At 70.5% G+C, this 21838-nt stretch carries 16 protein-coding genes and 1 pseudogene; 11 read left to right on the top strand and 6 right to left on the bottom strand.

Annotation, left to right across the window (positions count from 1 at the left end; genetic code table 11):
* The first annotated feature begins 82 nt into the window (after positions 1-82).
* Positions 83-838, top strand: coding sequence for a L,D-transpeptidase family protein (locus tag CP975_RS02335; RefSeq protein ID WP_055528845.1), 756 nt, complete (start codon positions 83-85; stop codon positions 836-838).
* Between the two features lie 43 nt (positions 839-881).
* On the opposite strand, the gene CP975_RS02330 is transcribed toward CP975_RS02335, so the two are convergent.
* From CP975_RS02330 to CP975_RS02320, 3 genes are all read right to left on the bottom strand, one after another.
* The gene (locus tag CP975_RS02330) at positions 882-2351 is read right to left on the bottom strand and encodes a Gfo/Idh/MocA family protein (RefSeq protein ID WP_055528846.1); all 1470 of its coding nucleotides are present in this window, start codon (positions 2349-2351) and stop codon (positions 882-884) included.
* Positions 2352-2580: 229 nt separating this feature from the next.
* The gene (locus CP975_RS02325) at positions 2581-5499 is read right to left on the bottom strand and encodes an FAD-binding and (Fe-S)-binding domain-containing protein (RefSeq protein WP_150476517.1); all 2919 of its coding nucleotides are present in this window, start codon (positions 5497-5499) and stop codon (positions 2581-2583) included.
* A gap of 38 nt (positions 5500-5537) precedes the next feature.
* The gene (locus CP975_RS02320) at positions 5538-5978 is read right to left on the bottom strand and encodes a MarR family winged helix-turn-helix transcriptional regulator (protein ID WP_055534532.1); all 441 of its coding nucleotides are present in this window, start codon (positions 5976-5978) and stop codon (positions 5538-5540) included.
* A gap of 167 nt (positions 5979-6145) precedes the next feature.
* On the opposite strand from CP975_RS02320, the gene CP975_RS02315 reads away from it, so the two are divergent.
* On the top strand, positions 6146-7951 hold the full coding sequence (locus CP975_RS02315) for an ABC transporter ATP-binding protein (RefSeq protein ID WP_055534530.1): 1806 nt from the start codon (positions 6146-6148) through the stop codon (positions 7949-7951).
* Positions 7952-7994: 43 nt separating this feature from the next.
* On the top strand, positions 7995-8807 hold the full coding sequence (gene mltG / locus CP975_RS02310; protein WP_055534527.1) for an endolytic transglycosylase MltG: 813 nt from the start codon (positions 7995-7997) through the stop codon (positions 8805-8807).
* 125 nt (positions 8808-8932) lie between these two features.
* Here the strand turns inward: mltG and CP975_RS02305 are convergent, their stop codons facing one another.
* The gene (locus CP975_RS02305; RefSeq protein ID WP_150476516.1) at positions 8933-9571 is read right to left on the bottom strand and encodes a CoA transferase subunit B; all 639 of its coding nucleotides are present in this window, start codon (positions 9569-9571) and stop codon (positions 8933-8935) included.
* A gap of 22 nt (positions 9572-9593) precedes the next feature.
* The gene (locus tag CP975_RS02300; protein WP_055534525.1) at positions 9594-10376 is read right to left on the bottom strand and encodes a CoA transferase subunit A; all 783 of its coding nucleotides are present in this window, start codon (positions 10374-10376) and stop codon (positions 9594-9596) included.
* A gap of 274 nt (positions 10377-10650) precedes the next feature.
* Between CP975_RS02300 and CP975_RS02295 the strand changes: the two are divergent.
* The 5 genes and pseudogenes from CP975_RS02295 to CP975_RS02275 all read left to right on the top strand — a co-directional run bounded on the left by CP975_RS02295 (position 10651) and on the right by CP975_RS02275 (position 17802).
* Positions 10651-11986: pseudogene (locus tag CP975_RS02295) on the top strand (3-hydroxybutyrate oligomer hydrolase family protein).
* A gap of 139 nt (positions 11987-12125) precedes the next feature.
* Entirely contained in the window at positions 12126-12929 is an 804-nt protein-coding gene (locus tag CP975_RS02290; protein WP_150476515.1) for a 3-hydroxybutyrate dehydrogenase, read from the top strand.
* A 78-nt stretch (positions 12930-13007) separates the two neighbouring features.
* The gene (locus CP975_RS02285) at positions 13008-14435 is read left to right on the top strand and encodes an MFS transporter (RefSeq protein ID WP_150476514.1); all 1428 of its coding nucleotides are present in this window, start codon (positions 13008-13010) and stop codon (positions 14433-14435) included.
* Between the two features lie 40 nt (positions 14436-14475).
* Complete coding sequence (locus CP975_RS02280) at positions 14476-16401, top strand: helix-turn-helix domain-containing protein (protein ID WP_055528601.1); 1926 nt, start codon at positions 14476-14478, stop codon at positions 16399-16401.
* Positions 16402-16578: 177 nt separating this feature from the next.
* Positions 16579-17802: an extracellular catalytic domain type 1 short-chain-length polyhydroxyalkanoate depolymerase gene (locus tag CP975_RS02275; protein ID WP_150476513.1), complete on the top strand. Its 1224-nt coding sequence runs from the start codon at positions 16579-16581 to the stop codon at positions 17800-17802.
* Here the strand turns inward: CP975_RS02275 and CP975_RS02270 are convergent.
* Entirely contained in the window at positions 17751-18893 is a 1143-nt protein-coding gene (locus tag CP975_RS02270; protein ID WP_055528600.1) for an NAD(P)-binding domain-containing protein, read from the bottom strand. The two genes, CP975_RS02275 and CP975_RS02270, sit on opposite strands and share 52 nt — an antisense overlap.
* A gap of 88 nt (positions 18894-18981) precedes the next feature.
* Here CP975_RS02270 and CP975_RS02265 point away from each other — a divergent pair, with 88 nt between their 5' ends.
* The 3 genes from CP975_RS02265 (at position 18982) to CP975_RS02255 (ending at position 21811) form a co-directional block, all read left to right on the top strand.
* Positions 18982-19404, top strand: a complete 423-nt coding sequence (locus CP975_RS02265) for a secondary thiamine-phosphate synthase enzyme YjbQ (protein WP_055528599.1) — start codon at positions 18982-18984, stop codon at positions 19402-19404.
* 79 nt (positions 19405-19483) lie between these two features.
* Complete coding sequence (locus CP975_RS02260) at positions 19484-20041, top strand: PadR family transcriptional regulator (protein ID WP_055528597.1); 558 nt, start codon at positions 19484-19486, stop codon at positions 20039-20041.
* A gap of 45 nt (positions 20042-20086) precedes the next feature.
* Positions 20087-21811 carry an acyl-CoA dehydrogenase family protein gene (locus CP975_RS02255; protein WP_055528596.1) on the top strand — a complete coding sequence of 575 codons (1725 nt, stop codon included), beginning with the start codon at positions 20087-20089 and terminating at the stop codon, positions 21809-21811.
* Positions 21812-21838 lie beyond the last annotated feature (27 nt).

Here is a 21838-nt window from a genome sequence, read left to right as displayed (position 1 = left end):
CGGGGGTAAAGAATCGGCCCCGTCTTCGCGTGGGCCAAGGCGCTGGACGGGGGCAGCGCGGGCCGGGTGCGACCATGGGCGGATGCGTATAGCCGGTGCGGTGCGAGTGGCGGTCGCGGCAGCGGCCTGCGGGGTCCTTCTTACGTCCTGCGGGAGCGGAGGCGACGACTCCACCAGGACGACGAAGAACGACGGGGGAGCGGGGCAGGCCAAAGGCGGCGGGAGCGCGCAGCAGAATCCTGCCGATCTCAAGAGCATCCCTGACGTGGGTCACCGCTGGCAGTCGAAGATCCCCAAGGACTCCCGTCAGGTCGTCGCGGTCTACGGCGACGGCGAGGACTCGGCGAAGTCGACCGTCGTGCTCTTTACGAAATCAAACAGCGCGGACGCCACCTGGGAGAAGACCCGGAGCTGGCCCGCGCACAACGGAAAGAAGGGCTGGACCACCGACCATCGCGAGAACGACAAGCGCAGCCCGGTCGGGGTTTTCACGCTCACCGACGCGGGCGGTGTCCTCGCGGACCCGGGCGCCAAGTTCCCGTACACGAAGTCGGACTCCATGCAGGCCCCGCACTACTGGCCCAGGACGCACTGGCACGACTTCGACTACGTCATCGCCATCGATTACAACCGCGCCAAGGGCACCCCGCCGAACGACCCGACGCGACCCCAGGGGCAGGCCAAGGGCGGCAGCATCTGGCTGCACATGGATCACGGCAGCGGTACGTCGGGCTGCGTAAGCCTGTCCAAGACGGGCATGGAGCATCTGCTGCGCACGCTGGATCCGAAGCAGCACCCGGTCGTGGTGATGGGGGACAGGGCGAACCTCAAGGCCTGAGCCACCGGCCTCGCCCCGCCCCAAGCCCCCGGCAGGCGTTGAGCTAAGCCGCTGGCTTCTCCGAGTCCATCCCCGGACGCGCCTTCTTCCACAGCCCGCGGGTGAAGTCGGGGATCGCCTGCGGCGCGCCCTTCGCCTTGATCGAGAGGTGGCTCAGCGGTACCGGCGCCGTCCACGTCGCCGCGTCGTACACGTCGAAGTCCGGCACGAGGCCGAGCCGCATGGTCTGCATCAGCCGGAAGACCATGATGTAGTCCATGCCGCCGTGCCCGCCCGGTGGATTGGCGTGCTCCTTCCACAACCAGTGGTCGAAGTCGGCGTATTTGGCGAAGTCGGCCCACTTGTCGTCGGTGTGGTCCGGCTCGATGTAGATGCGCGGCGGGTAGTCCTCGAAGACGCCCTTCGTGCCGCCGAGACTGTTGACGCGGCTGTAGGGGTGGGGGGTCGAGACGTCGTGCTCCAGGCGGATCACCCGCCCCTTCGCCGTCTGTACGAGGCTGATGGTGCGGTCGCTCCCGATGTACGTCTCCTTCCAGCTCGGGTCGCCCGCGGGCATGTGCGCCTCGCGGTATTCGGCGAGGCCGAGGGCGGGCGTGCCGAAGCTGGAGATGTGTGTGACGCGGTCACCGCGGTTGACGTCCATGTAGTTGGCGACCGGGCCGAAGCCGTGGTTGGGGTAGAGGTCGCCGCGCAGCCGTGTGTGCCACAGCCGGCGCCAGGGGCCCTCGTAGTAGTCGGGGTCGAACATCAGGCCGCGCAGATCGTGGTTGTAGGCGCCCGCGCCGTGCAGCAGCTCGCCGAACTTTCCCGCGTGCGCCATCCGCAGGACGCGCATCTCGTTCTTGCCGTAACAGCAGTTCTCCAGCTGCATGCAGTGTCTGCGGGTCCGCTCCGACAGGTCCACGAGCGCCCACAGCTCGTCCAGACGCATGGCTACGGGGCACTCCACACCGACGTGCTTGCCGTTCAGCATCGCCGACTTGGCCATGGCGAAGTGGGAGTCCCAGGGCGTCGCCACGTACACGAGGTCGATGTCGCCGCGCTTGCACAGGTTGTCGTAGTCGTCCTCGCCCTTGGTGTACGTCGCCGGGGCCGGCCGGCCCGCGGCGGTGACCTTCTTCGCGGCCGCCGCGGTCTTCTCCTTGACCGGGTCGCAGAGCGCGACGACGCGCACGCCGGGGATCGCGAGGAACAGGTCGATCATGGCACCGCCGCGGTTGCCGAGCCCGATGATCCCGACCCGCACCGTGGAGCGCCGCTGGAACGGTACGCCGATCATGGTCTCGCCCTGGCGGGCCGGGGCCCGCGCCGTGTCCGGGGTGGTGGCGGGCGGGGCGGCGGGAGCGTCGGCGTGTGCCGTGCCTCCCGCGAGGGCGCCGACTCCGATCCCGGCCCCGGCGAGGCCCGCCGTGCGCAGCACCGTGCGGCGCGAATGGCCCTCTCCCGGCGTGCCTGCGGCGCCGTCGTCGGGGGTGGTGCCGTCAGGGGCCGGTATCGCGTTCTCGTCGTGCATCGGACCTCCGTAGCTCAACGTCGGCTGGTCTCTGCCACTGCGGCGGGAGCCACCCTGATGGGGCCACGGCGGGGCGCAAGAGGGTGAAGCAGCCAGGAGTTGGACTTCCGTGCGAGGGCGAGGGCGAGGGCGAGGGCGAGGGCGAGAGCGGGGGAGGGCGAGGGGGCGAAAACCTTCGGCCACGGTTGCCGGAGGTACACCCCCCAGGCCCGCCAGGCCCGCAGACCCGCTAGGGACGCGTCGCCCGCTCCAGCTCCAGCAACACGGAGTAGTAGCCACGGCCCGTCGCATGGTCCATGCCCACCTCGCACATGCGGTTCGCCGAGAGATGGGCGTCGAAGGCGCGGGCGGTGACCTCCGCGGCCTCCTTGCGGGTGGCCGACTCGGTGAGTTCCTTGTGGAGCATGCCGCGGTCGCCCGCGAACGCGCAGCACCCGGCGTCGTCCGGCACGACCACCTCGTCCGCGCAGGCCTCGGCGACGGCACGCAACTGCGGTTCGTCGCCGAGGTGCCGCATGGAACAGGTGGGGTGCAGGACGGCGGAGCCGATCGTGCGGCGCACGGTCAGGCGGGGCAGCAGTTCGTCGGCGGCCCAGACGATCGAGTCGACGACCGTCAGTTCCCGGTGCAGCGCGCGGTTGTCCGCCGTCAGGTAGGGCACGACGTCGTGGGCGATGCCGAGCGTGCACGACGAGGCATCGACGACCAGCGGCAGTCGGCCACCCGCGGTCCAGCCCCAGGCCGCCTCGACGATGCGATTGGCCATGAGCGTGTTGCCGGCCTCGTACCCCTTGGAGTGCCAGATCGTTGCGCAGCACGTCCCCGCGACATCGCCGGGAATCCAGACGGGCCTGCCCGCGCGCGCGGACACGGCGACGACGGCCTCGGCCAGGGAGCGATCACCCGGCCCGCCGAAGATGCGGTTGACGCACGCCGGGTAGTAGACCGCCGAGGCGCCCGCGCGCGAGGTGCGGGGCAGTGTGCGGGCCGCGGCGCCGGGGATCCGCGGCAGCCACTCCGGTACGAGATCGGGTCGCACCGCCTTGCGGGCGGTTCGGGTCACCGCGGTGAGCAGCCGGTCGCTGATCCGGTCGGCGGCCGCCACGGCGAGCCGCGCCGATGCCTCGACGGTCTTGAAGTTCCTCGCGGTGAGGGCGGCGAGCCGCTCCTCGCGCGGGGAGTGCCGCGCGTGCCGGAAGTCCTTCATCAGGGCGCCCGTGTCGATGCCGACCGGGCAGTCGAGCTTGCAGGTCGAGTCGCCCGCGCAGGTGTCCACCGCGTCGTAGCCGTACGCCTCGACGAGGCCGTCCTCGACGGGGGAGCCCGGCGTCTGGCGCATCATCTCGCGGCGCAGCACGATGCGCTGGCGCGGCGTGGTGGTCAGGTCCTCGCTGGGGCAGGTGGGTTCGCAGAAGCCGCACTCGATGCAGGGGTCGGCGATCGGCTCCACCCTGGGAATGGTTTTCAGGCCCCGCAGATGGGCTTTCGGGTCGCGGTCGAGGACGATGCGCGGCGCGAGGACGCCGTCCGGGTCGATGACCTGCTTGGTGCGCCACATCAACTCCGTGGCCTTCGGGCCCCATTCGAGCTCAAGGAAGGGCGCGATGTTGCGGCCGGTGGCGTGCTCGGCCTTCAGGGAGCCGTCGAAGCGCTCCACGGTCAGGCGGCAGAACTCCTCCATGAAGGCGGCGTAGCGCGCCACGTCCGAGGGCAGCGCCGCGTCGAAGGCGAGCAGGAAGTGCAGATTGCCGTGGGCCGCGTGGCCCGCGACGGCGGCGTCGAAGCCGTGCCGAGTCTGGAGTTCGAGCAGCGCTTCGCAGGCCTCGGCGAGCTGCCCCGGCGGTACCGCGAAGTCCTCGGTGATCAGGGTCGTGCCCGAGGGGCGGGAGCCACCGACGGCCGTGACGAACGCCTTGCGCGCCTTCCAGTAGCGGCCGATCGTCTTCGCGTCGCGCGTGAAGGTGTTCGTCACCGATGGGACGGGGGCGACCAGGTCGAGCCCTTCGAGGGCCGTGGCCGCTGCTGTCTCGTACGCCTCCCGCGTGGCCTCGTCCGGCGCGCGGAACTCCACCAGGAGCGCGGTCGTCGACTTCGGGAGCCCGGCCCAGTCGGCGGGCACCCCCCGCACGCTGACCGAGGCGCGCAGGGTGTTGCCGTCCATCAGCTCGACGGCGAGGGCGCCCGCCGCGTTGAACAGCGGCACCGCCGCGGCGGCCGCGGGCAACGAGGGGAAGAAGAGCAGGGCGGTGCTGGTGTGCCGTTCCAGCGGCAGCGTGTCGAAGACCACCTCCGAGATGAAGCCGAAGGTGCCCTCAGAGCCGACCATGAGACCGCGCAGGATCTGAACGGGTGTCGCGCCGTCGAGGAAGGCGTCGAGGCGGTAGCCGTTGGTGTTCTTGATCTGGTACTTGGCGCGGATGCGGGCCACCAGCTCGGCGTCCGCCTCGATCTCCCGTTTGATCGCGAGCAGGCCCTCGCACAGCGCGGGTTCGGCGTGCGCCAGCTGCTCGTCGGCGTCGGGCGCGGCTGTGTCCACGACCGTGCCCGACGGCAGGACGAACGTCAGCGAGGCCACCGTACGGTAGGAGTTGCGGGTCGTGCCCGCCGTCATGCCCGAGGCGTTGTTCGCGACGACCCCGCCGATGGTGCAGGCGATCGCGCTCGCCGGGTCGGGACCGAGGACGCGGCCGAACCGGGCCAGCGCGGCGTTGGCGCGCACGACCGTGGTGCCCGGGCCGATGCGGGCCCGTTCCCCCTCGCCGAGCACCTCGACTCCCGCCCAGTGCTTGCGCACGTCGACCAGGATGTCCTCGCCCTGGGCCTGGCCGTTCAGCGACGTGCCCGCGGCCCGGAAGACGACTTCGCGGCCCTTGCCGTGCGCGTAGGACAGGACGGCGGAGACGTCGTCGATGTCCTCGGGGACGACCACGACCTGCGGCAGGAATCGGTAGGGGCTCGCGTCGGACGCGTACCGCACCAGATCCGAGATCCTCGTCAGGACCTTGTCCGCGCCGAGCAGTGCGGTCAGTTCGGTACGCAGCGGCTCCGGGGTCCCCGTGGCCCGCCGGTCCGGCACGCGGTCCGATGACGGGCCCTCCGTGCGCGATGTGGGGCGCAGGGCGTCCGGCTCGGGCTCCAGCAGCGGCATGGGCTCTCCTCGGCGGTGTCAGCGACGACCTCGACGTGTCAGCAACGACCTTCCGGGTCGTCGAGCAGGGCGGACAGCAGGCCGCCGAGCACCTCGCGCTGTTCGGCGGTCAGTGGAGCCAGGATGTCCTCCGCCGCGGCCCGGCGCGCGGCGCGCAGCTTCTTCAGGGCTTCCTGTCCCGTATCCGTCAGCTCGATGCGGATGGCGCGGCGATTTCCGGGGTCGGGCGCGCGGCGCACGAGGCCGCCCGCCTCCAGGCCGTCGACCAGGCTCGTCACCGCGCGCGGGACCACTTCGAGGCGCTGCGCGAGGTCGGCCATCCGCGGCGGTGCCTCGTAGTGCGCGAGGGTGCGCAGCAGCCGGGACTGGGCCGGGGTGATGCCCACCGGACCCAGATGGCGCTTCTGGATGCGGTGCAGCCTGCGGGTGAGCCGCAGCAGCTGTTCGGCGAGGGGGCCGTCGGTGTCCGGGGTGCTCATGGCGGGAACATTATCAGGACCTAGTGCATTGTGAGTATAGGTAACAGTGAGCTATGCTCCCTGACCCGCGGCACCCTTTCTCCCGTAGAGCCCCGGAACTACCCAGTAACCCATCAGCCCCCTCAGGCACCCCGTCAGACTCCCCTCAGACACCCCGTCAGGAGCCCATGCGTCACGACGAACCGATCTGGACGCCGCCGCCCCAGGCCCCCGGCCAGGAGCCGCCGCGCCAGATGCGCCGCATCCTCCGTCTCTTCCGTCCCTACCGAGGCCGCCTCGCGATCGTGGGCCTGCTGGTCTGCGCCGCCTCCCTCGTCTCGGTCGCGACCCCCTTCCTGCTGAAGGAGATCCTCGACACCGCGATCCCGCAGGGCCGCACGGGCCTGCTGAGCCTGCTCGCGCTCGGCATGATCCTCAGCGCGGTCGTGACGAGCGTCTTCGGCGTTCTGCAGACCCTGATCAGCACATCCGTGGGACAGCGGGTCATGCACGACCTGCGCACGGCCGTCTACGGCCGGCTCCAGGCCATGTCCCTGGCCTTCTTCACCCGCACCCGCACGGGTGAGATCCAGTCCCGCATCGCCAACGACATCGGCGGCATGCAGGCGACCGTGACCTCCACCGCCACCTCCCTGGTCTCGAACCTCACGAGCGTGATCGCGACCGTCGTCGCCATGCTCGCCCTGGACTGGCGGCTGACCGTCGTCTCGCTGCTCCTGCTGCCGGTGTTCGTGTGGATCAGCCGTCGCGTCGGCCGTGAGCGCAAGAAGATCGCCACCCAGCGCCAGAAGCAGATGGCCGCGATGGCCGCGACCGTCACCGAGTCCCTCTCGGTGAGCGGCATCGTCCTCGGCCGCACGATGGGCCGTGCCGACTCGCTCACCCAGTCCTTCGCGGAGGAGTCCGAGCGGCTGGTCGGTCTGGAGATCCGGTCGAACATGGCGGGCCGCTGGCGCATGGCCGTCATCTCGATCGTCATGGCCGCCATGCCCGCCGTCATCTACTGGACCGCGGGCATCGCCTTCCAGGCGGGCGGCCCGACCGTCTCGATCGGCACGCTCGTCGCCTTCGTCTCACTCCAGCAGGGCCTGTTCCGGCCGACCGTGAGCCTGCTCTCCACCGGCGTGCAGATCCAGACCTCGCTCGCGCTCTTCCAGCGCATCTTCGAGTACCTCGACCTGCCCGTGGACATCTCCGAGCCCGCCGAGCCGGTCCGCCTCGACACGATCAGGGGCGAGGTCCGCTTCGAGAACGTCGAGTTCCGCTACGACGAGAAGTCCGGGCCCACGCTCCAGGGCATCGACATCGCGATTCCGGCGGGCGGCAGCCTCGCCGTGGTCGGGCCCACCGGTTCCGGCAAGTCGACCCTGAGCCATCTCGTCCCCCGGCTGTACGACGTCACGGGCGGCCGCGTCACCCTCGACGGGGTGGACGTGCGCGACCTGGACTTCGACACCCTCGCCCGCGCGGTCGGCGTGGTCTCCCAGGAGACGTACCTCTTCCACGCCTCGGTCGCCGACAACCTCCGCTTCGCCAAGCCCGACGCGACCGACGAGGAACTGGTCGCCGCCGCCCGCGCCGCCCAGATCCACGACCACATCGCCTCCCTGCCCGACGGGTACGACACGGTCGTCGGCGAGCGAGGCCACCGCTTCTCCGGCGGAGAGAAGCAGCGTCTCGCCATCGCCCGCACCGTCCTGCGCGATCCGCCGGTCCTCATCCTCGACGAGGCGACGAGCGCCCTGGACACCCGCACCGAGCGGGCCGTGCAGGAGGCCATCGACGCCCTGTCCGCCGACCGGACCACCCTCACCATCGCCCACCGGCTCTCCACGGTCCGCGGCGCCGATCAGATCGTGGTCCTGGACGGCGGCCGCGCCGCCGAGCGGGGCACGCACGAGGAGCTGCTGGCGCGCGACGGGCGTTACGCCGCTCTCGTCCGCAGAGACGCCCAACTGGAGCCGACGCCATAAAGATATGCCGGAAATAACCGTATTTACGGGTTAATGTGCCCCCATGCAGACCAAGACTCCGCGACGGGGAACGATTCGACTGACGCGGCGGGGCCGGATCGCCCTGATCGCGACCGGAGCCGTCGCGGCGGCCACCGCCGTGGCGGTGCCGCTGCTGCTCCCGGACGACAACGCGCGGGCCCGGACCCTGACCATCCCCGAGGGCTGGCGCTCGGGCCAGGTGTACGCGGCCGTGGACAAGGCCCTGAAGGTGCCCGCGGGCACCACGAAGAAGGCCGTGCCCAAGGCCGACCTCAAGCTTCCCGGCGATGCCGGGGGCAACCCCGAGGGCTATCTCTTCCCGGCGACGTATCCGATCAGCTCCCAGTCGACGCCGGCGTCCGTCCTCTCGTACATGGTGAACACGGCCAACGAGAAGTTCAGCGGCGGCCATGTCACGGCGGGCGCCGACCGCAACGCGGTGAACGTCTACCAGACCGTCACCATCGCGAGCATGATCGAGGCGGAGGCAGGCTCCAAGGAGGACATGGGCAAGGTGGCCAGGGTCATCTACAACCGCCTCGACCGGGGCATGCCCTTGCAGATGGACTCCACCATCAATTACGCCCTCAACCGCTCGACGCTGGCCACCAGTGACCGTGACACGAAGGTCAACAGCCCGTACAACACCTACGCGCGCATGGGCCTGCCGCCGACCCCCATCGGCAACCCGGGCGAAAAGGCGATGCGCGCGGCGATCAGTCCGACCCCGGGGAACTGGCTGTACTTCGTGACGGTGAAGCCGGGTGAGACGCGCTTCACGTCGGACTTCGGGGAGCACCAGAAGAACGTCGTGGAGTTCAACCGGAACACCTGACGGGTTGCCGGCCTTCGACCGGTCGCTCCAGCGTCGGCTTCTGTTCGCGCCGCCTGGTGCCCATCGCGCTTCTCCAGCCGCAGGGGGCCGGCCTGTGGTGCTACCGGCGTGTGCGGGTCGTCCGATCAGGCGGCGGTCGGTGCCAAGAGCCGAGGGGGCACGATCAGGTCGGCCGCCGTCGCCGCCTCGACGTCCTGGACTGTCACAGTGGGCGCCAGCTCCGCCAGCTCGAACCCTTCGGGCGTGACATCGAGGACGGCGAGGTCGGTGATGACGCGCTGGACCACGCCGCGGCCGGTGAGCGGGAGTGTGCACCGCTCCACGAGCTTGGGGCTGCCGTCCTTGGCCGTGTGCTCCATGAGCACGATGACCCGCCGGGCTCCGTGGACCAGGTCCATGGCGCCGCCCATGCCCTTGACCATCCTGCCCGGGATCATCCAGTTGGCGAGGTCACCATGGGCGGAGACTTGCATGGCGCCGAGGACGGCGGCGTCGATATGGCCGCCGCGGATCATGCCGAAGGAGAGCGCGGAGTCGAAGAACGAGGCTCCCGGCAGCGTGGTCACCGTTTCCTTGCCCGCGTTGATCAGGTCGCTGTCGACCTCGTCCTCGGTCGGGTAGGGCCCTACGCCGAGGATGCCGTTCTCCGACTGGAGCACCACTTCGACGCCGGGCGGCAGGTAGTTGGGGATAAGGGTGGGCAGACCGATGCCGAGATTGACGTACGTGCCATCGGTCAGTTCGCGGGCGGCCCGTGCGGCCATCTGCTCTCAGGTGAGCGCCATGTCAGGTACCGACCTCCTGCTGGGTACGGACGGTGCGGCGTTCGATGCGCCGCTGGGCCGTGGGGTCACCGGGGTGGACGCGGACCACGCTCTGGACGAACACGCCGGGCAGGTGGACCTCGTCCGGGTCCAGCTCACCGGGTTCGACCAGGTGCTCGACCTCGGCGATCGTGATCTTGCCGGCCATCGCCGCCAACGGGTTGAAGTTGCGGGCGGAGGAGTGGAAGACCAGGTTGCCGTGGCGGTCGCCGAGGGTGGCTCGCACCAGCGCGTAATCGGTGGTGATGCTCTCTTCCAGCAGGTACTCGGTGCCGCCGAAGACGCGACTCTCCTTGGGCGGTGAGGCCACGGTGATGGCGCCGTCCGGGCCGTAGCGCCAGGGCAGCCCGCCGTCGGCGATCTGGGTCCCGGCGCCGGCCGGTGTGTAGAAGGCGGGTATGCCCGCGCCCCCGGCACGCAGGCGCTCGGCGAGGGTGCCCTGTGGCACCAGCTCCACCTCCAGCTCCCCGCTGAGGTACTGCCGGGCGAATTCCTTGTTCTCGCCCACGTACGAGCTGGTCATCCGGTCGATCCGGCCCGCCCGCAGGAGCAGCCCGAGCCCCCAGTCGTCCACACCGCAGTTGTTGGAGACGATCTTCAGCCCGGAAGTGCCCTCGCGCAGCAGCGCGTCGATCAATGCGCTCGGTATGCCGCAGAGACCGAATCCGCCGACGGCGAGTGATGCCCCGTCGGGGATGCCTCTCACCGCTTGGGCGACGTCCGCGATCGTCTTGTCCAGACCCATGCGACCTCTCTTCGTCATTGATGCTGCTTGACCGAGCCGACGCTGAGCCTAGGAATCCCGGGCCGCCTCTCACCATGGTTGTCGCTCACATACCGAGAGGCCGCTGTATGGGGGGCCGTGTGCTCGCGTGGGGGGAACAGCTGCCGGTCGAGAGGCCGCCGCTCTGGCCGTCGTATAGCAGTGAGCACCTTTCCCGGGAGCGCCGTCGTGGCGTGCGCGCCCATACCCGCCCGATGCCGCGCCCGCCTAACCTCCGCCCGATGCCAGTCCGCCCATCGGAGGTACTTCATGGCTCCGCCCCGCACGGGACCGACACTGCGCCGGCCCGGCGCGGTTGGCCGTTCCCGGCGCCGCGCACCAGCGGGCCGACTGCCTGGAGGAGCTGACCACGGCGGGGACCGTGGGTTCCGGTCACACCGATCCGGCCGACTGGGCGGGACTGACCCCGAAGGGCCTCGCGACCCCGGGCGGCGTGCCCGGCATCCAGATCGACGGCTACTTCCCCGACAGCTCCACCACCAACACCAACCACGGCTGGAACCACGACGCGCAGTTCGTCATCCGCCTCCCCGACCGCTGGAACGGCGGTCTGGTCGTGGCGGGCGCCCCCGGCAACCGCGAGCAGTACGCCAACGACCGGGCCATCGCCGACTGGGTCCTGTCCCGCGGCCACGCCTACGCCGCGACCGACAAGGGCAACACCGGAACCGCCTTTCACCGCGACGGCGACCGCCCGGGCGAGGCCATCGTCGAGTGGAACACGCGCCTGACCCAGCTCACCCGGGCGGCCCGCGCCGTGGTCACCCAGCGCTACCACCGCCCGCCCGCCCGGACCCTGGCTACCGGGATGTCCAACGCCGGCTACCTGGTGCGCTGGCAGCTGGAGAACCATCCCGAGCTGTACGACGGCGGGGTGGACTGGGAAGGCACGCTCTGGCGTGCCGACGGGCCGAACCTGCTCACGTTCCTGCCGCCCGCGCTGCGCCACTATCCCGCGTACGAGGCCGGAGGGGCCCGGCGCCGAAGGGGCGCGGAAGGCGCTGCACGCCGCCGGGTACCCGGCCGGGTCGGAGTTCCTGTGGCCGTACCACCACAAGGTGTACTGGGACCTCACCCAGCGCATCTACCGCGAGGAGATCGACCCCGGCTTCGACGGCTCGACGGAAGCCGGCACTCCGTACTGCGCTCCGGGAAGCGCGGCCTGCGACGCGGACTACGACTACGCCTCGCGCCCCGCGGAAGTGCGCCGTGCCATGCAGCGGATCGCGCTGACCGGTCGCATCGGCAAGCCCTTGATCACCGTCCACGGCACCCTGGACGCGCTGCTGCCCATCAGCCGGGACTCCGACGTGTACGCCCGCATGGTGCGCCAGGCCGGCCGCGGCGGGCTGCACCGCTACTACCGCATCGAGGGCGGCACGCACACCGATTCCCTGGTGGACACCTTCCCCGACCGGCTGCGGCCGCTCGTCCCGTGTCACCGGTCGGCGTTCAGCGCACTGGAGGGATGGCTGACGCACTCCGACCCGCCACCGGCCGGCCGCACCGTGCCCCGTCCACCCTCGGCCGACCCGGCGACGCTCCTGATCACCTGCCCCCTCGGCCGCTGAGCCATCAGGGCCCGCCGAACAGGGGGGACAAAACCCCCACTTCAGTCGTGGGCATAGGGGAGACTGCCACCTTCTGGCGGGTCATTGTGGTGCTCGCTCCCATAGGAGAGTCGGCGAGGTGACTCTACTGTTTCCGGCCATGACCAGGGAATCTGCATCCTCGCAACTGTTGGGGTCGACCGTTACGGCCACGGGCGTCGCGAACCTGTCCGGCCGGGCCGCACTGGTGACCGGCGGCGGCAGCGGCATCGGCCTGGCGTGCGCCGCCGCCCTTGCCGCCGCCGGCGCGGATGTCCACGTGGTCGACCTGGACGCCGAGAAGGCCAAGACAGTCGCCGACGCCATCGGGGGTGTGGCACACACGGCCGACCTGGCCGACCCGGACGTCATCGACACACTGCCCTCCGACATCGACATCCTCGTCAACAACGCTGGATTGCAGCACGTCGCCGCCCTCCACGAGTTCCCGCCCGATCGCTTCGCGCTCATGCAGCAGGTGATGGTCACGGCGCCGTTCCTGCTGATCCGCCGCGTCCTGCCGCACATGTACGCGGGCGGATGGGGCCGGGTGATCAACATGTCCAGCGTCCACGGCCTGCGCGCCAGCGCGTTCAAGAGCGCCTACGTCACGGCCAAGCACGCCTTGGAGGGCCTGAGCAAGGTCACCGCCGTCGAGGGCGCCCCGCACGGTGTGACCAGCAACTGCGTGAACCCCGGCTATGTCCGCACCCCGCTGGTCGAGGGTCAGATCAAGGACCAGGCCGCGGCCCACGGCATCAGCCCCGGCGACGTCCTCTCCGACGTCCTGCTCACCCGCGCTCCGGTCAAGCGGCTCCTGGAGGCCGAGGAGGTAGCCGCCGCCGCCCTGTGGCTGTGCGGTCCGCACACCAGCTACATCACCGGAGCATCGCTGCCCATGGACGGTGGCTGGGGAGCGAGCTGATCCCGGCCCGCCGTCCGCTTCCCGTCCCCGTCCCCGTCCACGCCCCTCACCCCATTCCGCACACGAAAGTGGTGACACATGTCCGACGCTCCGGCCATCGACCCCACCGAGCCCCCGGCCCCCACTGACCCCGCCGCGCCAGGCCGCTCTCCCGGCATCGCCCGTATCGTCAGCGCGAGCCTGATCGGCACCACCATCGAGTGGTACGACTTCTTCCTCTACGGCTCCGCCGCCGCGCTCGTGTTCAACACGCTCTTCTTCCCCACCGCCGACCCTCTCGTAGGCACCCTGATCGCTTTCATCACCTACGCGATAGGGTTCGCCGCCAGGCCGATCGGCGGCGTGGTCTTCGGGCACTTCGGCGACAAGATCGGGCGCAAGAAGCTGCTCGTCATCAGCCTGCTCATGATGGGCGGGGCCACCTTCGCCATGGGCCTGCTGCCCACCTACGACAGCATCGGCATCGGCGCCCCGATCCTGCTCACCGTGCTGCGGCTCGTCCAGGGATTCGCGCTGGGCGGCGAATGGGGCGGTGCGGTGCTCATCGTCTCCGAGCACGGCGGGGACAAGCAGCGCGGTTTCTGGGCCTCCTGGCCGCAGGCCGGCGCCCCGGGCGGCAACCTCCTGGCCACCGGCGTCCTCGCCCTGCTCGCGGCCGTCCAGTCGGAGGAGGACTTCACCGCCTGGGGCTGGCGCATCCCGTTCCTGCTCTCCGGAGTCTTGGTCCTCCTCGGCCTGTGGATCCGCGTCTCCGTCTCGGAGTCCCCCGTCTTCCTCGCCGCCCAGGCCAAGACCCAGGCGGAAGCCGCCCGCGGCATCAAGCAGAAGCCGCCGGTGGTCGAGGTGTTCCGCCGCAGCTGGCGGGAGGTCCTGACCGCGATCGGCACCCGCTTCGGCGAGAACATCTCCTACTACGTCCTCACCGCCTTCCTCCTCGTCTACGTCACCAACCACCTGGACCTGCCGAAGAGCACCGCGCTGAATGCCGTCCTGATCGCCTCGGCCGTCCACTTCATCACCATCCCCCTGTGGGGGGCGCTCTCCGACCGCATCGGCCGCAGGCCGGTCACCCTGATCGGCTCGGTCGGCATGGCTCTGTGGGCCTTCGCCTTCTTCGCCCTGCTCGACTCCAAGTCGTTCGCCGTCATCACCCTCGCGGTGACCGTCGGCCTGCTGCTGCACGGCGCCATGTACGGTCCCCAGGCCGCCTTCATCTCCGAGATGTTCGACACCAAGGTCCGCTACTCGGGCGCGTCGATGGGCTCCCAGCTCGCTTCCATCGTGGCCGGCGCGCTGGCACCGATCATCGCGGTCGAACTCCTCAAGGAGTACGACTCCGCCACCCCCGTCGCCGTGTACCTCTGTCTGGCCGCGGTCGTCACCACCGTCACCGTCGCCCTTGCCAGGGAGACACTCGGCCGGGACCTCACCGTCTCCATGGCGGCCGACCCCACGGACCGCCCGCAGCGGGAGACGCCCGCGCCCGCCGGCAGCGACAGGGTCTGAACCGACGCGTTCAGCGCCTCCGGACGCGAGGAGTGCCATCATGACCACCGTGAACGACCGCACGTACCGCGCCGCGGCACACAGTGCGATGGTGGCCCTCAGGCAGCTGCTGACCCTGCTGGCCTCCGGAGCGTCCACCGAGCAGTTCACCCGCCCCTCGGGCGACGCCGACACCGCTCACCTTCCACCCGAAGAGCGGTCCCTTCTGGAGGACGCCACACGGATCGCGCTGGAGATCCGCCGCACCCTCGACCAACACCGCAGACGCGAGGCCGAGCTGGCGGCCCTCTTCGACACCGCCAGCGACCTCGCGGCCCTGCGCGACCTGGACGCGGTCCTGCGCGCCATCGTCCACCGGGCCAGAACCCTGGTCGGCACCGACGCCGCCTACCTCTCCCTGAACGACCCCGTCGCCAAAGACACCTATATGCGCGTCACCGACGGATCGGTCTCCGCCCGCTTCCAACAACTGCGTCTCGGCATGGGCGAGGGCCTGGGCGGCCTCGTCGCCCAGACCGCCCGCCCCTATACCAGCGCCGACTACCACACCGACCCGCGCTTCAAGCACACCCGTGCCATCGACGAAGCGGTGCTTGAGGAGGGGCTGCGCGGCATCCTCGGCGTGCCGTTGCGTGTCGGCAAACGCGTCATCGGCGTGCTCTTCGCCGCCGACCGCACCACGCGCGACTTCCCGCCCGAAGCCATCGCGCTGCTCACCTCGCTCGCCGACCACGCCGCCGTCGCCATCGACAGCGCACGCATGCTGGAGGAGACCCGCTCCGCGCTCGTCGAACTCAACACGGCCAACGAGACCGCCCGGGCCCACAGCACGGCGCTGCGCCGCGCCGCCGACGCCCACGACCGCCTCACCGACCTGGTCCTGCGCGGCGCGACCGTCGACGACCTGGTCCGCGAGATCGCCGCGCTGCTCGGCGGCGGCATCGCCCTCCACGACCCCGACGGCACGGAGATGGCCCGCACCGGCACCGCCCCTCTCGCCCCTTCACCGCAGGGCATCACGGCCTCCCGCACCGGTGGACGCGCCGTCCCGGTGGACGGCACCTGGGTATGCGCCGTACTGGCCGGCTCCGAACTGCTCGGCAGCATCGTCCTGACCTCACGCGCGGACCTGGCCGACCCCGACCGCCGCCTGTTCGAACGCGCCGCCCTGGTCGCCGCCCTCCTGCTGCTGCTGCGCCGCACTGTCGCCGAGGCCGAGGACCGCGTCCGCGGCGAACTCCTCGACGACCTGCTCACCGGCCACAAGACCGGCGGACGCCACGACGGCGGCAGCATGGCCCTCCGCGCCCGCAAGCTCGGCATCAACCTCTCCCGCCCCCACGCCGTGCTCACCCTGGACACCGACAACGAGCCGCGTTCGCATCTGTTCGCAGAGGCCGTGCGCCACGCCCGCTCGCTGGGCGGGCTCGCGGGTATCCACGACGGCCACATCGTGCTGCTCGTCCCGTCGTCGGACCCCGGCGCACTCGCCGCCGAACTGGCCAGAGACCTCGGCAAGGCGGCCGGCGCGCCCGTCACCGTGGGCTCCGCGGGACCGGCCACCGGCCCCGAACAGCTCCCGGGCACGTACACAGAAGCGGGCCGCTGCCTCAACGCCCTGCACGCTCTGGGCCGCACCGGGGACGGCAGCGACATCGCCGGACTGGGTTTCCTCGGAGTCCTGCTCGGCGACCGATCCGACCTCGACGGCTTCGTGCAGCGCTACCTGGGCCCCGTTCTCGCCTACGACCAGCAGCGCGGCACCGAGCTCGTCCAGACCCTCGACGCCTACTACACCCATGGCGCGAGCCTGTCCAAGGCCAAGGACGCCCTGCACGTGCACGTCAACACCGTCGTGCAGCGACTGGACAGGGTCGCCCAACTCCTCGGCGCCGACTGGAACAGCCCCACCAGGGCCCTGGAACTACAACTGGCCCTGAAACTGCACCGACTGGGCAGCCACTGACGCCACCCCCTCCAATCCCGCCAGTATCCGCCGGGAACAGGCCATGGGGTTGGGCACCACCGCGGTGATCGACATTGTGGGGGTCCCAGCCAAGGCGCGGACGTCGCCGGCGCCCCTAACCTCCACACAACCCCGTGAGGGCCGTCATCACAGAGCCGAACGTGGAGGTCTCTCCCCATGCCACATCTCCGCCCCCTGCCCGCGGCCGGCCGCCGACCAGCCGCCGCGTTCGCCGCGGCACTGGCCGTCCTGCTCGTCGCCGTACTGTCCGTCGTGTCGTCGTCCGGTCCGGCGCGCGCGGCGGCCACCCCGCAAGAAGTGACGGGGTTCGGATCCAACCCCGGCAACCTTCGCATGTTCCGTTACGTCCCCCCAGGTCTGCCCGACGGCCGTCCTGTCGTCGTCGCCCTTCACGGCTGCACGCAGAACGCCGCGTCCTATGCGGCCCACACCGGCTGGCTGGGCCTGGCCGACACGTACAAGTTCTCACTGGTCCTGCCGCAGCAGCAGTCAGTGAACAACTCGAACTCCTGCTTCAACTGGTTCGAGCCCGGTGACACGCGGCGGGACTCGGGAGAGGTGCTGTCGATCAAGCAGATGGTCGACCACGCGAAGAAGGACAGTGGCGCGAAGAGCGCCTACGCCAGCGGCCTCTCGGCGGGTGGAGGCATGGTCTCCGCCATGCTGGCGGCCTACCCCGACGTCTTCTCCGGCGGGGGGATAATCGCCGGCCTGCCCCACGGCTGCGCCAACTCGGTCTCCACCGCCTTCACCTGTATGAGCCCTGGCGTCAACAGGAGCGCCAAGGAGTGGGGAGACAGGGTCAGGGCGGCCTCTTCGTACTCCGGGCCGCGTCCGAAGGTCTCGATCTGGCAGGGCACCACGGATACGACCGTGAAACCCATGAACGCCACCGAGCTGATGGAGCAGTTCACCAACGTGAACGGCACCGATCAGGTGCCGGACACCACGGACACGGTCGCTGGCTATCCGCACCGGGTGTACGGCGACACGGTGGAGACCTACGAGATCACCGGTATGGGGCACGGACACCCCGTCGACCCGGGCACCGGGCCGGCCCAGTGCGGCACCGCCGCCTCCTACGTCCTGGACGTGAACACCTGCTCCGCGTACCACCTCCTCCGCTTCTGGGACATCGACGACAGCGCCTCGCCCACCCCGACACCGACCGGCACGAGTACACCGACGCCCACGCCGACCAGCACCCTGCCCCCCTATTCCGACACGGCCGAGGGCACGGCGACCGACCACTACGTGGCCCAGCGCATCACCGTGGACGAGTACAACAAGCTCGGCGCGGCCCGTGGCTACAACACCCCCTTCACCCTCTACAAGTGCGTAGCGGGCTGGACCGACAAGTCTGACTGCTCACCCATCTGACCTGCGATGCTCCGCCGGATCTCCCGTACGGCCGCGCGCCCCGCGCGATTGGCGCCGATCGTGCTGGCCGAAGGCCCGTACCCCACCAGGTGGACGCGGGAGTCGGCGGCGGCCCTCGTGCCTTCCATGCGGATGCCGCCGCCCGGCTCGCGCAGCCGCAGCGGCGCGAGGTGGTCGATCGCGGCGCGAAAGCCCGTCGCCCAGAGGATCACATCCGCGTCGACGCGGCGTCCGTCGTCCCAGGCGACGCCGGTCGGCGTGATCCGGTCGAACATCGGCAGCCGGTCGAGTACCCCGTCGGCCCGCGCCCGGCGGATCGCGTCGTTCACGGGCAGGCCGGTCACCGACACCACACTGCGCGGCGGCAGTCCCTGACGCACGCGTTCCTCGACCATGGCGACGGCCGAGCGCCCCCAGTCCTCGGTGAAAGGACCCTCGCGGAACACCGGCGGGCGGCGGGTCACCCAGGTGGTCTCCGCCGCGTACGGGGCGATCTCCATCAGGTGCTGCGTGCCTGACGCGCCACCGCCCACGACGATCACCCGCTGCCCCGCGAAGGCCTCGGGCCCCGGGTAGAGCGCCGTGTGCAACTGCCTCCCGAGGAACGTCTCCTGGCCGGGGTAGCGCGGCCAGAACGGCCGGTCCCAGGTGCCCGTCGCATTGATCACCGCTCGCGTCGACCAGGTGCCCGCCGAGGTCTCCACGAGCAGCCGCCCGCCCTCGCCCTCGCGCACCGCGCGCACATCGACGGGGCGCCGCACCCGCAGGCCGAAGCGGTCCTCGTACGCCGTGAAGTACTCCCCGATGACCTCCGACGACGGACGCGCGGGGTCGGCGCCCGTCAGCTCCATGCCGGGGAGCGCGTGCATGCCGTGCACCTTCCCGTACGTCAGTGAAGGCCACCGGAACTGCCAGGCGCCGCCGGGCCGGGGCGCGTGATCGAGGACCACGAAGTCCCGGTCGGGCTCGAAGCCGGCCCGCCGCAGGTGGTAGGCGCCGGACAGGCCCGCCTGGCCCGCGCCGATGACGACCACGTCAACGTCCTGCGCCGCTGCGGTGGCGGCCGTGTCTCGCACCCCGATGTCGTTCACGCTTCCACTAACTGCACCGGGGCTGAGGATCTTCCCGCACGGGACAGGGATACCCGGATCGGGAGACGGGATGAGGGAGGATGGTCGTATGCCCGACGCGTTCACCACCCGAGTCCTGCGGATCACCACCGGTTCGACCGAGAAGGTCCACGACCTCACCCGCGACTGCGAAGCCTTCCTGCGCGAGGCGGCCGCCGGCCGCGACGGCCTCCTGAACATCTTCGTCCCGCACGCCACGGCGGGCATCGCGGTCCTGGAGACGGGCGCCGGCAGCGACGACGACCTGCTCGCCGCGCTGCACACCCTGCTCCCCGCCGACGACCGCTGGCAGCACCGCCACGGCAGCCCCGGCCACGGTCGCGACCACGTGCTGCCCGCCCTGGTTGCGCCGCACGCGACGCTTCCGGTGGTGGCCGGGAGCCTGGAGCTCGGCACCTGGCAGTCGGTGTGCCTGGTCGACACGAACGTCGACAATCCCGACCGCAAGGTCCGGCTCAGCTTCCTCGGGTGACGCGACCTCCCAGGTGAGCCGCGTCTCACCGGACCGGTGCCTCTTGTCTATGCAACGAGTTGCATAGAAGGATCGTCATATGGCGCTAGAGCACGCGATCCTCGTCTCGCTGCTGGAGCAGCCGGGCTCCGGCTATGAGCTGGCCCGGCGGTTCGAGCGGTCCATCGGATATTTCTGGACCGCCACCCACCAGCAGATCTACCGCGTCCTCAAACGCATGGAGGGCGACGGCTGGATCGACGCCCGCGAGGTGGCGCAGCAGACGCGGCCGGACAAGAAGGAGTACTCCGTCACCGCTCAGGGGCGGTCCGTCCTGGCCGAGTGGCTGCACGAGCCCATCGCACCCGAGAGCGTCCGGCACGAGCTGGCCGTGAAGATCCGCGGCGCCGCGTTCGACGACCCGGTCGCGCTGATCCGTGAGGTCGAGCGGCACCGCGAGGCGCACGCCGACCGGCTCGCCCGCTACCTCGCGGGGGAGCTGCGCGACTTCACGGGCCCCGAGGCCCCGTCGGCCCCCGACGCCGGGCAGGAGCTCCAGCACGTCGTGCTGCGCGGCGGCATCGCGTACGAACGCATGACGCTCGCCTGGCTCGACGACGTGATCGCCACCCTCCACCGGCTCGGCCCCCCGGCCTGAACCGGCCTCCTCACCTCAACTCCCGACCAGGAAAAGGCGGACACCATGGCCGACGCGCTGCTGTTCAACCCGCGCACCTACGACCCGACGCACTTCGACCCCGAGACCCGCAGGCTGCTGCGCGCGACCGTCGACTGGTTCGAGGCCCGCGGCAAGCGCAAGCTGATCGAGGACTACCGCTCCCGTGCCTGGCTGGCGGACTTCCTCGAGTTCTCCGCCAAGGAGAAGCTGTTCGCGACCTTCCTCACCCCGGCCTCCGCCGCGGGGGAGGGGCAGGGTGATCAGCGCTGGGACACCGCCCGGATCGCCGCCCTCAACGAGATCTTCGGCTTCTACGGGCTCGACTACTGGTACGCGTGGCAGGTCACCATCCTCGGCCTCGGCCCGGTCTGGCAGAGCGACAACGCCGCCGCGCGCACCCGCGCCGCCGAACTCCTCGACCAGGGAGAGGTGTTCGCCTTCGGCCTGTCCGAGAAGACGCACGGCGCCGACATCTACTCCACCGACATGCTCCTCACCCCCGACGCCGACGGCGGCTTCCGCGCCACCGGTTCCAAGTACTACATCGGCAACGGCAACGCGGCCGGTCTGGTCTCCGTCTTCGGCCGCCGTACCGACGTCGAGGGCCCCGACGGCTACGTCTTCTTCGCCGCCGACAGCCGTCACGAGGCGTACCACCTGGTGAAGAACGTCGTCGACTCCTCCAAGTTCGTCAGCGAGTTCCGGCTGGAGGACTACCCGGTCGCCGCCGAAGACGTACTGCACACCGGCAAGGCGGCTTTCGACGCCGCTCTCAACACCGTCAACGTCGGCAAGTTCAACCTCTGCACCGCCTCGATCGGCATCTGCGAGCACGCGATGTACGAGGCCGTCACCCACGCCCACAACCGCATCCTCTACGGCCGTCCCGTCACCGCCTTCCCGCACGTGCGCCGGGAGTTGACCGACGCCTACGTCCGCCTCGTCGGCATGAAGCTGTTCAGCGACCGCGCCGTCGACTACTTCCGCTCCGCGGGCCCCGACGACCGCCGCTACCTCCTCTTCAACCCCATGACGAAGATGAAGGTGACCACGGAGGGCGAGAAGGTCATCGACCTGATGTGGGACGTCATCGCCGCCAAGGGCTTCGAGAAGGACAACTACTTCGCCCAGGCGGCCATCGAGATCCGCGGCCTGCCCAAGCTGGAGGGGACGGTCCACGTCAACCTCGCGCTGATCCTGAAGTTCATGCGCAATCACCTCCTGGACCCGGCGCCGTACGAGCCCGTACCGACCCGCCTGGACGCCGCCGACGACGACTTCCTCTTCCGGCAGGGACCGGCCCGGGGCCTCGGCTCCGTACGGTTCCACGACTGGCGCACCGCCTACGACACCTATGCCGAGGTGCCCAACGTCGCCCGCTTCCGCGAACAGGCCGACGCCCTCTGCGAGTTCGTGAAGACCGCCGCCCCCGGCGATGAGCAGAGCCGCGATCTGGACCTCCTCCTCGCTGTCGGACAGCTGTTCGCGCTGGTCGTGCACGGCCAGCTGATCCTGGAGCAGGCGCGTCCGACCGGTCTCGACGAGGACGTGCTCGACGAGCTGTTCGCGGTCCTGGTACGCGACTTCTCCGCCCACGCCGTCGAACTGCACGGCAAGGACTCCGCCACCGAGGCGCAGCAGAGCTGGGCGCTCGGCGCGGTACGCCGCCCGGTCGTCGACGACGCCCGCTCGGCGCGCGTCTGGGCGACCGTCGAATCCCTGGCCGGGGCATACGAGATGGCGCCGTAGGGCGTAGAGACACCCCGACCCGACTGC

It is taken from the genome of Streptomyces alboniger, assembly GCF_008704395.1.
Classification (GTDB): domain Bacteria; phylum Actinomycetota; class Actinomycetes; order Streptomycetales; family Streptomycetaceae; genus Streptomyces; species Streptomyces alboniger.
This window is presented reverse-complemented; position numbering and strand designations above follow the sequence as displayed.

Excerpts from the sequence above, each read along its gene's own strand:
- CP975_RS02305 (WP_150476516.1), bottom strand. The coding sequence starts at position 9,571 with ATGGCCGCACGGGCCGCCCGCGAACTGACCGATGGCACGTACGTCAAT.
- CP975_RS02300 (WP_055534525.1), bottom strand. The coding sequence starts at position 10,376 with ATGGGTCTGGACAAGACGATCGCGGACGTCGCCCAAGCGGTGAGAGGC.
- CP975_RS02290 (WP_150476515.1), top strand. The coding sequence starts at position 12,126 with ATGACCAGGGAATCTGCATCCTCGCAACTGTTGGGGTCGACCGTTACG.
- CP975_RS02265 (WP_055528599.1), top strand. The coding sequence starts at position 18,982 with ATGCCCGACGCGTTCACCACCCGAGTCCTGCGGATCACCACCGGTTCG.
- CP975_RS02285 (WP_150476514.1), top strand. The coding sequence starts at position 13,008 with ATGTCCGACGCTCCGGCCATCGACCCCACCGAGCCCCCGGCCCCCACT.
- CP975_RS02260 (WP_055528597.1), top strand. The coding sequence starts at position 19,484 with ATGGCGCTAGAGCACGCGATCCTCGTCTCGCTGCTGGAGCAGCCGGGC.
- CP975_RS02335 (WP_055528845.1), top strand. The coding sequence starts at position 83 with ATGCGTATAGCCGGTGCGGTGCGAGTGGCGGTCGCGGCAGCGGCCTGC.
- mltG (WP_055534527.1), top strand. The coding sequence starts at position 7,995 with ATGCAGACCAAGACTCCGCGACGGGGAACGATTCGACTGACGCGGCGG.
- CP975_RS02275 (WP_150476513.1), top strand. The coding sequence starts at position 16,579 with ATGCCACATCTCCGCCCCCTGCCCGCGGCCGGCCGCCGACCAGCCGCC.
- CP975_RS02280 (WP_055528601.1), top strand. The coding sequence starts at position 14,476 with ATGACCACCGTGAACGACCGCACGTACCGCGCCGCGGCACACAGTGCG.
- CP975_RS02255 (WP_055528596.1), top strand. The coding sequence starts at position 20,087 with ATGGCCGACGCGCTGCTGTTCAACCCGCGCACCTACGACCCGACGCAC.
- CP975_RS02315 (WP_055534530.1), top strand. The coding sequence starts at position 6,146 with ATGCGTCACGACGAACCGATCTGGACGCCGCCGCCCCAGGCCCCCGGC.
- CP975_RS02325 (WP_150476517.1), bottom strand. The coding sequence starts at position 5,499 with ATGCCGCTGCTGGAGCCCGAGCCGGACGCCCTGCGCCCCACATCGCGC.
- CP975_RS02320 (WP_055534532.1), bottom strand. The coding sequence starts at position 5,978 with ATGAGCACCCCGGACACCGACGGCCCCCTCGCCGAACAGCTGCTGCGG.
- CP975_RS02330 (WP_055528846.1), bottom strand. The coding sequence starts at position 2,351 with ATGCACGACGAGAACGCGATACCGGCCCCTGACGGCACCACCCCCGAC.